Below are 13,774 nucleotides of genomic sequence, written 5' to 3'. Positions count from 1 at the left end.
GAGGTGGGCATCGTGGCGGTAGAGCTGCGGGTGCTCGGGCCGGTCGAGTTGCGGGTCGACGATCGGTTGGTGGAGGTTGGTCACGCGCGGCAGCGGTGTGTGCTGGCGGTGCTGCTGGTGGAGGCGAACCGGGTCGTCACGGTGGAGCAACTGCTGGACCGGGTGTGGGCGGAGCGGTTGCCCCACAAGGCACGGCAGGTGGCGAGCAACTACGTGTCCCGGCTGCGGCGTGTGCTGGCGGGCGAAGCCGCCATCGTGCGGCAGGGCGGCGGATACGTCCTGCAGGTGGATCCGGAGACAGTGGACCTGCATCGGTTCCGCCTGTTGGTGAAGCGGGCACGCGGGCGGAGCGGGGCGCGGGCGCTGGTGTTGCTGGAGGAGGCAGCCAGGCTGTGGCAGGGCGAGGTTTTCGACGGGCTGGACACGCCATGGATCGCCGCTGTCCGTGAAAGCCTGACACGGGAGCGGTTCGCCGCCGACCTCGACCGCGTGGACCTGGCGTTCGCGCAGGGTAGCCATGCGGCCTTGTGCGCCGAGCTGGCCGAGCGAGCAGATGCGCATCCGCTGGACGAACGGGTCGCCAGGCAGTTGATGCTCGCCTTGTACCGCAACGGCCGCCAAGCCGAGGCACTCCTGCGATTCGACGGCATCCGCGCACGCTTGGCCGACGAGGTGGGTGCCGATCCGAGTCGGGAACTGCGCGACCTGCACCGGCGAATCCTGAACACGGACCCTGCGCTTGCTCACCTCGCCGCGCCTGACGTGCCGCGGCAACTGCCTGCGCCCCCAGTGTTCACGGGCCGCACCGCCGAACTGACGCTGCTGGACGAGACACTGGCCGAAACGTCCGGCACAGTGCTGATCGCGGCGATCGGCGGGGCCGGCGGGATCGGCAAGACCTGGCTGGCCCTGGCGTGGGCGCACCGCCATTTGGACCGGTTCGCGGACGGGCAGCTGTTCGTGGACCTGCACGGGTTCGATCCCACTGAACGGCCCGTCGCGCCCGGCACGGCGCTGTTCGGCTTCCTCACCGCACTGGGTGTCGCCCCGGACCGCATTCCTGCCGACCTGGACGCCAGAGCAGCGCTGTACCGGAGCCTGGTCGCGGGGCGGGGGGTGCTGGTGGTGCTGGACAACGCCGCCACCGCCGACCAGGTGATCCCGCTGCTGCCTGGTGGTCCGACGTGCACCGTGCTGGTCACCGGCCGCACCAGGCTCGCCTCCTTGATCGACCGGCACGGCGCCCGCCACCTGCAGCTGGACGTCCTGTCCCGCGCCGAGGCCTGCGCCCTGCTGTCCGCACGCTTGGGCGCCGACCGGGTGGCTGCCGAGCCCGATGCGGTCGACGAGCTGGTCGAGTTGTGCGGCGGCTACCCGCCGGCCTTGTCGATTGCCGCCCGCCATGCCGCGACCCGCCCCGGCAGCTCGCTGGCCGAGGTTGCCGCCGATGTCTATGCGCGGGTCCTTGCCGCAACCCCGCCAACACCACCGACCGTTGAGTACCCTGCCCTGCGAAACGCGCGAGACCTGGTCGTGCAGCGCTCGATCGACGGGGAAGTGGCCGACGGCAGGGTGTCGCCGCCGTCCCCTGTCGAGCAGGACTGGGTCGGTCTGCGCCCGCACCTCACCCGGCTGGTCGGGCGCGGCGGCGACTCGGCCCGGTTGGCCGCACTTCTCGACCGCGAACGTCTGGTCACGGTGACCGGGGCCGGTGGTTGTGGCAAGACGGCGCTGGCGGTGAATGTCGCGTACGAATCAGCATGCCGGAGGCAGCTGGCCGGCCTCGCGTTGGCCCTTGCCACGGTCAGGTCGGTCGAACAGGTCGTGCACGCCCTGGCCGCACTGCTCCGCGCCGGCGATGGTGGGGACGACCTCGACGGCGCGTACGCGGCTGTCGAGCGGGCGCTCGCGGCCGGACCGCGGCTGCTGGTGCTCGACAGCTGTGAGCACCTCGTCGGCGACGTCGCGGACTTGGTGACCTGGATGTTGAGTACTTGCCCCGATCTGGTCGTGCTGACGACTTCCCGGCAGCCGCTCGGCGTACCGGGCGAGGCCGTGTTCGCTCTGGAGCCGCTGCCCGTTCCGGTACCCGGTGCACCGGACGGGGTTGTGCTGGGCGTCCCGTCGGTCGAGCTTTTCGCCGAACGTGTCCACCGCGCCGCGCCATCGATCACCATCACCGGCGCGGACGTCGACCACGTTGCGGAACTGTGCCGCAGGCTCGATGGGCTGCCGCTGGCGCTCGAACTCGTTGCGGCCCGGGCTCGCACCTTCCCGTTGCCCGAACTCGTCGAGCGAGTCGGCCGCGACTTGACGCTGCTGTTTCGCACATCGTCGAGTGGTGACTCGCGGCACACGACCCTGGACGCGACCCTCGACTGGTCCTTCCGGCTGCTGCCGCCCGATCAGCAGCGCCTCTTCGCCCGGATGTCGGTGTTCGCAGCCGGGTTCACCGCCGCGGACGCCGGAGAGGTGTGTGGGTTCGCGCCGCTGCGGTCCGGCACGGTCGCGGCGAAACTCGCCGCGCTTGTCGATCGCTCGCTCGTGCAGCCGTACGACGTGGCCGGGATCCGACGGTACCGGCTGCTCAACGTGATTCGGACGTTCGCCGGATCCCGGCTCGCCGGCCTTGGGGAGTTCGAAACCACGATGCGCCGCCACCTCGATCGGTGGCTCGCGCTCACCAGGGAGATCGACCGGCTGCCCCGCTACTCCGATCGCGAGCTGAGGTGGGAGGCCATGGAGCCGGACGCGGCGAACCTGCGCCAATGCCTGCAGTTCGGCCTCGATACCGGCCATGGGCTCGACGCGGCCGAGATCGTCGCCAAGTCATTCGATTTCTGGTTGGTGAACAAGGGTTATCTCACCGAGGGACGCGCGTGGCTGCAGCGGATGCTGGCCCTGCCCGGCCTGGCCGCCCGCCCCGAGATCCGCGCGCTGCTGCGGTTCCACCGCGGGCTCGTCGTCAAGATGTTCGGCAACATTCCCGGCAGCCTGACGCTGTTGTGCCCGGTGGTCGACGAGCTGGCCACCCACCGGCGTCGCGAACATCTCGAGGCGCGGGCGGGCGTGCTCAACGCCAAGATGCTCGCGCTCGACCCCTCTGTGCTGGACGACGTGGAGCCCGCGGTCGCTGCCGCGCTGGATTGGCCGAACAGCGACGACGCCCGGATGGTGTTCAATTCCGCCGGCAGCACGATGAACACCTGGGGCCGCTACCCGCGAACGTTGGAAATCGGTGCGGCCTACGACCGGTGCGAGCTCGAACTCAGCAGCTCCTCGATGGCCGCGAAGCTCACCGTGATGGTCGAGGCCCTGCTCGGCCTCGGTGACCTCACCTATGCGACGGCGCTGATCGATGACCTCATCGGCCTGGCCGGCAGCGTCACCCACGCCGCGGAGCAAGCCGCTCCACGCCGGGTGATCGCCTCCCACTACCTGGTAAGCCAGGAACCCGACCGGGCACGACGCTTCCTCGACGAGGCGTTGACCACGCTGAACACTGCGCAACCGCTGCTGACCTCGCGGTTCGTACCGCTGCAGATCCTGCTGGCCGAGGCGCAACGACAATGCGGCGACCCCACGACCGCCCGCCACACCCTGCACGGCATCCTGCTGAGTGCCCGCGGCCGGTCGGACTTCAAGCACACCTTCGCCGCCCCGCTGTGCGCGGCCCTCATCGCGGCCGACCTCGGTGACATCGAGGCCAGCCGACGTCTGATCATCCGCTGGAACCAGACCCGGCGCACGCACGGGCTGCCCGTGCCGGTCGGCTTCGTCGCGCCGGCCACCACGGTGAACCTCGATCCCGCACCGGCCAACCGGCCGGCCAAGGTGTGGCACCCCACGGCCTTCACCGCGTGCCTCGACGCGGCAGGCACCTGGTGCGCGCAGCCGGGTCCCGCTCACGTGCCAGGTTGAGGATCACGACCCTGATCGGCGGGCGGCGTCAAGGGAGCCGGGCAGCGGACCGATGCCGGGACTGTCGCCTCGGATACGCGGGCGAAGAAGATTCATAGGCTGCGTTCGAACTTGTGCACGCTGTGACTCTGTTGGGGATTCGTGGGGGTGTCGCCGCTGTGGTGCTTGGCGCGCTGGATCTGTTCGTAGACGTGCGCGCGCAGTTCGGCGAAGCGGGCGCTGGAGCGGGTGTGCAACTGGTCGCGCTCGTCGGGCAGGTCGATGGTCAGGTCCTCCTGCACCACGGTCGGCGACTTCGACAGGATGATCGTGCGCTGGCCGAGGTAGACCGCCTCGTCGATGTCGTGGGTGACGAACAGGACGGTGACGCCCAGCTCGTGCCACAACCGCCGGATGAGGTCCTCCAGATCGGCGCGGGTCTGCGCGTCGACCGCCGCGAAGGGCTCGTCCATGAGCAGCACTTTCGGCTCGTAGGCGACGGCGCGGGCGATGGCGACGCGCTGCTGCATACCGCCGGAAAGCTGCCAGGGGTAGGCGCGATGGGCCTCCGCCAGGCCGACCACCTCCAGAGCGTGGTCGACGAGTTCCTTCTCGCGTGCCTTGCCGAGCTTCTTGCGGCGCAGCGGGAGGGCGACGTTGTCGCGCACGTTCATCCAGGCGAACAGGGAGCGGCCGTACTCCTGGAAGACCACTGCCATGCCGGGCGGCGGCCCGCTGACCGGGCAGCCGTCCAGCAGCACCTCGCCGCCGGTGGGGGTCAGCAGTCCGGCCATGCACTTGAGCAGGGTGGTCTTGCCGCAGCCGGACGGGCCGACCAGGCACACCAGTTCACCGGCGCCGATGTGGAAGCTGAGACTGCGCAGCGCCTCGACGGTGCGGTTGCGTCCGGTGTAGATCTTGTTCAGGTAGCGTACGTCGAGCATCGACGTCTCCTTCTCAGACATTGCGCTGGGCACGGCGCAGGCCGTGGTACCAAGCCAGGGCCCGGTTCTCGGCGAACCGGAAGACCAGCGACAGGACGAAACCGAGCAGACCGAGCAGCAGGACGCCGCTCCACATCTCGGGGATGGCGAACGTGCGCTGGAACTGCACGATGGTGAAGCCCAGTCCGTTGCTGGCGGCGAACATCTCGCTGATGACCATCAGGATGATCCCGATCGACAGCGACTGCCGCATGCCCGTGATGATCTGCGGGCTGGCCGAGCGCAGCACGAGGTGGCCCAGGCGGGACGGGCCGGTGATGCCGTACGAGCGGCAGGTGTCGTCGAGTACCTCGTCGACGGCGCGGACGCCCTCCACCGTGTTGAGCAGGATCGGCCAGACGCAGCCGCTGACGATGACCAGGATCTTCATGGTGTCGCCGATGCCCGCGAACAGCATGATCACGGGGACGAGCACGGGTGGCGGGATGGCCCGGAAGAGCTCCAGCATGGGCTCCAGGACGTCCCGTACGACGCGGCTCATCCCGACCAGGAGGCCGAGTCCGACGCCGATGACGATGGCAAGGACGTAGCCCGCCGTCAGCCGCAGGAGGCTGGGCAGGATGTCGGACGTCAGCCGGTCGCCCGTCCAGACCTCGGCGAACTTCTGGAGAATGGCGGACAGCGGCGGGAAGTAGAAGTCATCGCTGCCGGCGGTGGCGAACCACCACACGGCGAAGAGAACGGCGGGCAGACCCAGCAGAAGCAGGATCCGCCGGCCCGCTGACAGGACGGTCATCGAGTCATCCCTCCCTGCGCTGGGACTGGTGCCAGTGCAGCGCCCGCCGCTCGACGGCCCGCACGACCAGGTTGATCACGACTCCGAGCAGCCCGGTGACCAGCACCAGGGCGTACACCCGTGATACGGCACCGGAGTTCTGGGCGACGGCGATCTCGTGGCCCAGGCCGGGCGAGCCGATGACGAGTTCCGCGGTGATCGCCAGGACGAGCGCCACGGCGGCCGCCAGCCGGACGCCCGTCATCACGTACGGCAGCGCGGTCGGCCACAGGACGTACCGCACCCGCCCCCAGCGGCCGAGCAGGTAGCTGCGGGCGGTGTCGTCCGCGACCGGGTCGACGTCGTGTGTGCCGGCCAGCACCTGGACGAGCACCGGCCAGAGGGAGGCATACACCACCAGCAGCAGCGTCGACTCCACGTCGGTGCCGTAGAGCAGCACCGCCACCGGGATCAGGGCCACCGACGGGATCGGGCGCAGGAACTCGATGGTGGAGGCGGTCACCGCCCGCAGCACGGGGATCGAGCCGATCACCACACCCGCCACGACCCCGCCCACGACCGCGATGGCCAGGCCCAGTCCCCACCCGGTCAGCGTGTCCCCGAGCGCCGTCCAGAACGCGTTCTCGGCGAGCAGCTGCCCCAGCGTGCGCACGATCTCCGACGCGGGCGGAAAGTAGTCGGCCGAGACCACGCCGGTGTGGGGCAGCACCTCCAGGACCGCCAGCAGACCGGCCAGGCCGGCCAGCCCGCGCAGCGCGGTGACGGTGCCCGGGCCACGGTTCCTCGTGCCGGTCGCCTCCGGGTGCGTCATGAGAACAGGGCGTTCAGGTCGGGCTTCTTGCCGCCGAAAATACCGTCCTTCTCCCCGAGAGCGGCCAGCTTCTCCAGGGAGGCTCGGTCGATCTTCGCCGGCCACTTGGGCAGCGTCAGGTCCGTGAGCACGTCACCGCTGATCTTGGTGTACTTGGTGAGGATCTGCCGTGCCTCGTCCGGGTGCCCGGAGGCGTAGCCGAGCGATGCGGTCATCGCCTCGGTGAACCTCTTGACCAGGTCGGGGTTCTCCTTGACGAGCTTCGTGGCGGCGAAGTACGTGGCAACGGTGAGGTTCGGGTCCGTCCCGGTGAACGGTGCGGCGACGACGCGGGCGCCCTGCTTCTTCGTGATCGTCAGTGCGGGTTCCACTTCCCACGCGGCGTCGACCTGCCCGCCGGCCACGGCCGCCGGCATCTGATCGAACGCCATTTCCACGAACTTGACCTGGGCAGGGTCCCCGCCGTCCTTGCGGACCACCTCGCGGACCGTGGTGTCGCCGATGTTCTGCAGGGTGTTCACCGCCACCGTCTTGCCGACGAGGTCCTTGGCGGACTTGATCGCACTGTCCTTCTTGACGACCACCCCGCTGCTGTCGGCCTTCTCGTCGCCGGTGGTGGCCACGCCGTTGGCCACCGACTTGATCGGCAGCCCCTTGCTCTGCGCGATCATCAGCGAGGTGACGTTGCTGAACCCGATCTGGAACTGGCCGCTCACCACACCCGGGATGATCGCGGCGCCGCCCTGGGCGCTTTCCATCTTGAGATCGATGCCGCGGTCGCGGAAGAACCCCTTCTCCTGCCCCAGGTAGAGCGGCGCCACATCGACGATCGGGATGACGCCGACTTTGACCTGTGTCTTGCCCCCGGACTCCTGTGGCGAACCGCCGCCCGCGGCGCATCCGGCCGCACCGACGACGGTCACCACGGCTACCGCAAGCCCCACAATGCACCGTTGCATGGGCGTCTCCTGACAAAGAACGAGTTGGTGTGCAGTGCGCACACGGTGCGCCGCGGAGGCTTCTCGGGAACAGCAGATTCTGCTTGACAGAACAGTGGGCGCGTGCGCACAGTCGCCCGTGGCCAAAACCATGAAGCAGCCGCCGGCCTACGGCGTGACGAGCGTGGACCATGCGTTGCAGCTGGCGGTGACCCTCCAGGTCGAGGGCCCGCTCACGGTGTCCGAGGCGGCTCGGCGGCTCGGGGTGGCCCGCTCCAGCGCCCATCGGCTGCTCTCCACCCTCGTCTACCGGGACTTCGCGGTCCAGAACGAGGACCGCAGCTACCGCGCCGGCCCCGTCCTGGAGATCGCCGCCAAGACGCAGTCGAACGTCGCGGTCGTCCGGGCCGCCGCCCTCGGCCCGTTGCAGACCCTGGTCGACGCTCTGGACGAGACCGCGACTCTGCAGATCCGGACCGGCCGGACCGTGCGCTTCATCGCCTCGGTCGAGTGTTCCCAGACGCTGCGGGTCGGCAGCCGCGAGGGCATGGTCTTCCCCGCACACCAGGTGACCGGCGGTCTGGTCATGCTGGCCGCACTCACGGATGAGGAACTGGCGGCGCTCTACGAGCCTCTCCCCGCCGACCCGGCCGAGGAGCGGCCCGACCTGCCGCAGCTACGCGGCGAACTGCGTTCGGTACGGCACAGCGGCGTGGCCCTCAACCTGGAGCGATCCGAACGCGGGGTCGTCGCCGTCGGGCGCGGGGTGACCGGCCCCGAGGGCGACACGGTTGCCGCCGTGTCGGTGGCCATGCCGAGTGTGCGCTACACACCGCACCGGATGACGGAGATCGTCAGGTCTCTCACCATCGCGACGGAGGCCATCTCCGCTCGGCTGTGAGCAGGAACCCGGGCACACGTTCTGCCAGTCAGAATCTCCTGTTCCAGACAGCGGCAGGCGGCGCACGGTCGGGTCATGACCGAACCGGACGACGTCGTCTCTCCCGTCACCCTGACCGCCGAGGACCGGCCTGGCCAGCCGCCGGTCACCCCCGAGCTGGAGGACCTCTACCGGGGCTTCGAGAAGGCGCTGCTGGTGCCGCTGTGGACGCGCATCGGCGACCTGATGCCCGGCCACCCCCAGTCGAAGGCGCAGCCCCACCGCTGGGAGTGGCAGACGCTGCTCGACCTGGCGGGCCGGTCCGGCGACCTGGTCCCCGTCGGCCGCGGCGGCGAGCGGCGCGCCATCGCACTGGCGAACCCGAGCCTGGCGGGCCGGCCGTACGCCACGCCGACGCTGTGGGCCGCGATCCAGTACCTGATGCCCGGCGAGGACGCGCCCGAGCACCGGCACACGCAGAACGCCTTCCGGTTCGTCGTCGAGGGCGAGGGCGTGTGGACCGTCGTGGAGCGCGACCCGGTGCCCATGCGCCGCGGTGACTTCCTGCCGCAAGCGGGCCTGCACTGGCACGCCCACCACAACGCGGCCGCGGAGCCGATGGCCTGGATCGACGGCCTGGACATTCCCTTCCAGTACGACGTCGAGGCGCAGTTCTTCGACTTCGGCCGGGAGGAGCTGTCGGAGGAGGAGCACGCGACGCCCGACCGCTCGCGCGCCGAGCGGCTGTGGGGCCACCCGGGACTGGTGCCGGTGTCGCAGGTCGGCCTCCGTGAGGGCAGTCCGCTGCTCCGCTACCGCTGGGAGGACACCGATGCCGCCCTGACCGACCAGCTTCAGCTGGAACGCGAGGGCCACCCCGCCACCGTCGAGCCCGGGCATGCGCTGGTGCGCTACACCAACCCCACCACCGCGAGCGACGTGCTGCCGACCATCCGGGCGCAGTTCCACCGCATCCGCAGCGGGGCGGAGACCGCGCCGCGCCGCGAGACGGGGTCGTCGGTGTACCAGGTGTTCGACGGCGCGGGCCGGGTGACCGTGGGCGACTTCTCCTGGTCGGTCACGCGAGGCGACCTCTTCGTCGTCCCGTCCTGGGTGCCGCTGTCGATCCGGTCGGAGGCGTCGCCCTCCGACTCCGACTCCGGGGCGCTGGACCTGTTCCAGTTCAGTGACGCGCCCCTGTTCACCAAGCTCAACCTGTTCCGCGCCCACACCGAGGAGAAGCACGCGTCATGAAGCTCGCCACCATCCGTCTCGACGGCCGTACCGCCGCCGTCCGCCTCGAGGGCGATGCGCTGGTCGACCTCGGCTTTCCCGATGTGGGGGCCGTCCTGGCGTCGCCCGGGGGCCTGGCGGCCGCGAAGACCGCCGACGGCCCGAGTCACTCCGCCGCCGACGCGGAGTTCGCCCCACTCGTCCCCCGCCCCGGCAAGGTGGTCTGCGTCGGCCTGAACTACGTCCAGCACATCAAGGAGATGGGCCGCGACCTGCCCGAACACCCCACCCTCTTCAGCAAGTTCGCCGACACCCTCATCGGCGCCCACGACCCCATCCGGCGCCCGGCCGAAACCGGGCAGTTCGACTGGGAGGCCGAACTCGCGGTCGTCATCGGACGGCAGGTCCGGCGGGCCGGCGACGCCGAGGCCGCGGCGGCCATCGCGGGATTCACCGTCCTCAACGACATCACCTGCCGCGACTGGCAGTTCCGCACCCGTGAGTGGCTGCAGGGCAAGAACTGGGACTCCACCACACCGGTCGGCCCGTACCTCGTCACCTCCGACGAAACCGGCCCGCGCCCCGCACTCGGCATCCGCTGCGAGGTCAACGGCCAGGTCATGCAGCAGGACAACACCGGCGACCTGCTCTTCGACCCGGTCGACCTGGTCCGCTACGTCTCCACGATGATCCGCCTCAACCCCGGCGACATCATCGCCACCGGCACCCCCGGCGGCGTCGGCCACGCCCGCAAGCCGCAGGTCTTCCTGCAAGAGGGCGACACGGTCGTCACGGAGATCGAGGGCTTGGGCAGGCTGGAGAACCGCGTCGTGGCGGAGGGCGAGCGATGAGAACCCTCGAGACGACGCTGGCCTGGGTGGCCGAGGGCACCGAACTCGTCCGGAAAGCCCTCGCCGGCCTCGACGAGACGTCGTACGACGCCCCCTCGCTGCTCCCCGGCTGGACCCGCAAGCACGTCGCGGCCCACCTGGCCGGCAACGCCGAGGCCATCGGCAACCTCGTCCACTGGGCTCGCACCGGCGAGCCGACCCCGATGTACAGCTCACCGGAGCAGCGCACCGCCGTCATCGCGTCGGGGGCCAGGCTGCCCGGCGACCGGCTCACCGCGTGGTTCGAGGAGTCCGCGCAGACCCTCGCCACCGCGCTGGCCGGACTGACCGAGCAGCAGTGGCGGGCCGAGGTGGTCACGGCACAGGGACGGGCCGTGCCGGCGAGCGAGACTCCGTGGATGCGCGGCAGGGAGGTCATGGTGCACGCCGTCGACCTCGGTACCGGAGTGCGGTTCGCCGACCTTCCGGAGCGGTTCCTCGCCGAGCTCCGCGAAGACATCCTCGCCAAGCGCGGGCGAGACAACGTCCCCACGGTCCATGGCAGCCCGGCCGAGGTCACCGCCTACCTCGCCGGCCGCCCGCACACGGGCGTGACCACCCCCGAAGGCCTCCCCGCCGCGCCCCTGCCCGCGTGGCTGTGACCACCCTTCAGTCACCGAGGAGACCGACATGAGCTCAGCCACGCACCGGCCCGACGTCCTCGTGATCGGCGGCGGAATCGGCGGCCTCTCCGCCGCGCTGGCCCTCACCCGCAAGGGCCTCCGGGTGCGCCTCTACGAGAAGGCGGCGGAGTTCGGCGAGGTCGGCGCCGGCCTGCAGATCGCGCCCAACTGCACCCGCATCCTCGACGACTACGGGCTCCTCCGGGAGACCGTCGCGCTGGGCGTGCTGCCCGAACACATGGTCATGAAGGACGCGGTCGACGCCGAAGAGCTGACCCGCCTGAACCTGAAGGACCTTCAGCGCCGCTACGGCTTCCCGTACATGGTGATCCACCGCAGCGACCTGCTCGGCATCTTCCTGCGCGCCTGCGAGCGCGCGGGCGTCGAACTCGTCACGGACGCGCACTGCGTGTCGTACGGCAACACCCCCGGCGGCGCGCGCGTCACCTTCGCCGGCGGCCGCACCGACGAAGCCGAGACCGTCATCGCCGCCGACGGCCTCCACTCGGTCGCCCGCACCCTGCTGGTCCACGACGAACCCGTCAACTCCGCCTACGTCGCCTACCGCGGCGCGGTCCCGTTCGACCAGGTGCGCACCAACGACGTGCACGAGAAGGACGTCGTCGTCTACATCGGACCGCGCTGCCACTTCGTGCAGTACCCCCTGCGCGGCGGCCGGATGTTCAACCAGGTCGCCGTCTTCGAGTCACCGAAGGCACTGGCCGGCGAAGAGCATTGGGGCACCCCCGACGAACTCGACCGGGCCTTCGACGGCATGTGCCCCCAGATCCGGAAGGGCCTGCCGCTGATGTGGCGCGACCGCTGGTGGCGCATGTTCGACCGCGACCCGATCATGAACTGGGTCAGCGGCCGGATCGCCCTGCTCGGCGACGCCGCCCACCCACCGCTGCAGTACATGGCCCAGGGTGCCGTCATGGCCATCGAGGACGGCTGGGTCCTGGCCGAACACGTCGGCGCCCAGCAGGCCCGCCGGTCCGGGCAGTCCTCCGGCGTCGACTGGGACAAGGCCCTCGGGGCCTACGAAGCCGTCCGCCCCGAACACTGCCGCCGGGTCGTCCTCGCCGCGCGCGCCTGGGGCGAACTCTGGCACCTCGAAGGGCTCAAACGGCTGCAGCGCAACACATTGCTGCGCTCCCGCGACACTTACGACTACTCCTTCACCGACTGGGTCTACGGCCCCACGGCACTGACACCCGACCAGGAACCGGAGCTCTACCCGACGATCCCGCTGGACTCGGTGAACGACTGAAAGAGCCTGTTGCCTTTTCCGGACTTATCAGGGAACCTGATATCCAACTTCGAAGAAGTGGACCACGTCATGGCGTTCAGCTCGAGAGTCCAGGCCCGAGGCATCCAGCTGCTGCTCGGCCGCATGATGACCCGCGTGCACCAGGACCTGCGCTTCACCGACGTCCCGAAGCGCACCGACATCCTCCGGGTGGAGACCGGTGCCGGACCGGTGACCTGCACCGTCTACCACCCGACCGCCACGACCGGATCCCTCGCTCCCGTGTACGTCAACTTCCACGGCGGCGGGTTCGTGGTCGCCCGCCCGGAGCAGGACGACCACCTCTGCCGCTCCATCGCCGCCACGGCCGGCTGCATCGTGATCAACGTGGACTACGCCGTCGCCCCGCAGCGGACGTTCCCCGTACCCGTCACCCAGGCGTACGACGTCACCGCGTGGGTCGCCGGGAACGGGTCCGCGGGCGGCTGGGACGGTTCGCGCCTCGCGGTGGGCGGACACAGTGCCGGAGCCAACCTGACCGCTGCGGTCTGCCGCCTGGCCCGGGACCGCGGCACTTTCTCGCCCCGCCTGCAGATCATCGACTCCGCACCGCTCGACCAGCTCGCCGACCCGGCCACCAAGCAGTCCCTCATCGCCAAGCCGCTGCTCAGCCCTCAGCTCATGCGGATCTTCACCGACGCCTACGTTCCGGACCCCGCCGATCGCGCAAATCCCCTCGTCTCCCCAGGGCTGGCCGACGACCTCGCCGGACTTCCGCCCGCCCTGGTCATCACCGCGGAGAACGACCGCCTGCGCGAGGAGGGCGACGCCTACGCCAAGGCGCTGGAGGCCGCCGGCGTCCCGGTCACCCACCGCGTCTTCGAGGGTGCCGACCACTACTTCACCCACACCGGCCCGGTGCCGGCCGCGAAGCAGGCCATCGATCTGATGGCCACCACCTTGCGCACCGCGCTCGGCGACTGACGATCTGCGGCTCGAACGTGCTCTCCCGATCCCGCGGAACCTCGATCCGAACTTCACCGGCGGCAGCGGGAACCAGCAGCAGCGACATGGTTGATCACTGCGACACCCGGCTGGCGAGTTTCTTGCAGCAGGTGATGGTGGCGGCGAGTGGCTTGCGCTCGGGCCGGTCGATCCGCCCCCCTTTTGGTCCTGACGGATGCTCCGTCGAGGACCGCACGTGACCGGTCGATCAATCCACAAGATCATCGCAGACTCACCGGAAAACCTCACCGAGATACGCTCTTAACCTGCGTTTTTCCTCGCGCCCATTTCGCACCGAAAGACCTGGGCCGAACGTGTAGTGCTTCGTGCTGAACCGATCCCGTCCCGCCTAGAGTCGATCGCGATCCTGACAACCGAGCTAGGGAGGAATCCGGTGAAGCTCGTCCGCCTGGTCAAGAAAACGCTTCCCAAGAAGAGCCTGAAGGCCTACGCCTGGTACGGCTGGATCTGATCAGCGCGGCCGGTCCCGGTCACCGGGACCGGC

General features: G+C 70.0%; 12 protein-coding genes. 8 read left to right on the top strand and 4 right to left on the bottom strand.

Translation table 11 applies throughout. The features are described 5' to 3' along the window. Positions 1 to 3: 3 nt before the first annotated feature. Positions 4 to 3,921 (top strand): BTAD domain-containing putative transcriptional regulator, encoded by a 3,918-nt coding sequence (locus tag A3CE_RS57900; protein ID WP_051183748.1) that lies wholly within the window; start codon positions 4 to 6, stop codon positions 3,919 to 3,921. A gap of 92 nt (positions 3,922 to 4,013) precedes the next feature. Here the strand turns inward: A3CE_RS57900 and A3CE_RS0107335 are convergent, their stop codons facing one another. From A3CE_RS0107335 to A3CE_RS0107320, 4 genes are read right to left on the bottom strand one after another with little or no spacing between them, the layout of a single operon-like run. Continuing rightward, complete coding sequence (locus A3CE_RS0107335; RefSeq protein WP_020639427.1) at positions 4,014 to 4,844, bottom strand: ABC transporter ATP-binding protein; 831 nt, start codon at positions 4,842 to 4,844, stop codon at positions 4,014 to 4,016. A gap of 13 nt (positions 4,845 to 4,857) precedes the next feature. After that, positions 4,858 to 5,640, bottom strand: a complete 783-nt coding sequence (locus A3CE_RS0107330; RefSeq protein WP_020639426.1) for an ABC transporter permease — start codon at positions 5,638 to 5,640, stop codon at positions 4,858 to 4,860. Between the two features lie 4 nt (positions 5,641 to 5,644). Further along, complete coding sequence (locus tag A3CE_RS0107325) at positions 5,645 to 6,451, bottom strand: ABC transporter permease (protein ID WP_020639425.1); 807 nt, start codon at positions 6,449 to 6,451, stop codon at positions 5,645 to 5,647. Then, positions 6,448 to 7,374, bottom strand: coding sequence for an ABC transporter substrate-binding protein (locus A3CE_RS0107320; protein ID WP_020639424.1), 927 nt, complete (start codon positions 7,372 to 7,374; stop codon positions 6,448 to 6,450). Before A3CE_RS0107320 ends, A3CE_RS0107325 begins: the two co-directional genes overlap by 4 nt. Positions 7,375 to 7,540: 166 nt before the next feature. Here A3CE_RS0107320 and A3CE_RS0107315 point away from each other — a divergent pair, with 166 nt between their 5' ends. The 7 genes from A3CE_RS0107315 to A3CE_RS59765 all read left to right on the top strand — a co-directional run bounded on the left by A3CE_RS0107315 (position 7,541) and on the right by A3CE_RS59765 (position 13,741). Beyond that, entirely contained in the window at positions 7,541 to 8,290 is a 750-nt protein-coding gene (locus A3CE_RS0107315) for an IclR family transcriptional regulator (RefSeq protein ID WP_020639423.1), read from the top strand. A gap of 75 nt (positions 8,291 to 8,365) precedes the next feature. After that, on the top strand, positions 8,366 to 9,523 hold the full coding sequence (locus A3CE_RS0107310) for a cupin domain-containing protein (RefSeq protein WP_020639422.1): 1,158 nt from the start codon (positions 8,366 to 8,368) through the stop codon (positions 9,521 to 9,523). Then, complete coding sequence (locus A3CE_RS0107305; protein WP_020639421.1) at positions 9,520 to 10,353, top strand: fumarylacetoacetate hydrolase family protein; 834 nt, start codon at positions 9,520 to 9,522, stop codon at positions 10,351 to 10,353. The genes A3CE_RS0107310 and A3CE_RS0107305 overlap by 4 nt, the downstream gene beginning before the upstream one ends. Then, positions 10,350 to 10,994, top strand: a complete 645-nt coding sequence (locus A3CE_RS0107300; protein WP_020639420.1) for a maleylpyruvate isomerase family mycothiol-dependent enzyme — start codon at positions 10,350 to 10,352, stop codon at positions 10,992 to 10,994. The genes A3CE_RS0107305 and A3CE_RS0107300 overlap by 4 nt, the downstream gene beginning before the upstream one ends. 28 nt (positions 10,995 to 11,022) lie before the next feature. Further along, complete coding sequence (locus A3CE_RS0107295) at positions 11,023 to 12,285, top strand: FAD-dependent oxidoreductase (protein WP_020639419.1); 1,263 nt, start codon at positions 11,023 to 11,025, stop codon at positions 12,283 to 12,285. 69 nt (positions 12,286 to 12,354) lie between these two features. Beyond that, positions 12,355 to 13,248: an alpha/beta hydrolase gene (locus A3CE_RS0107290; RefSeq protein ID WP_026468246.1), complete on the top strand. Its 894-nt coding sequence runs from the start codon at positions 12,355 to 12,357 to the stop codon at positions 13,246 to 13,248. Between the two features lie 340 nt (positions 13,249 to 13,588). After that, positions 13,589 to 13,741, top strand: coding sequence for a tryptorubin family RiPP precursor (locus tag A3CE_RS59765; RefSeq protein ID WP_221761439.1), 153 nt, complete (start codon positions 13,589 to 13,591; stop codon positions 13,739 to 13,741). Positions 13,742 to 13,774 lie beyond the last annotated feature (33 nt).

The organism is Amycolatopsis balhimycina FH 1894 (genome assembly GCF_000384295.1).
In the GTDB taxonomy this organism is placed as follows: domain Bacteria; phylum Actinomycetota; class Actinomycetes; order Mycobacteriales; family Pseudonocardiaceae; genus Amycolatopsis; species Amycolatopsis balhimycina.
Note: the sequence above shows the minus strand (reverse complement) of the source record. Positions and strands in the feature narration are given on the sequence as shown.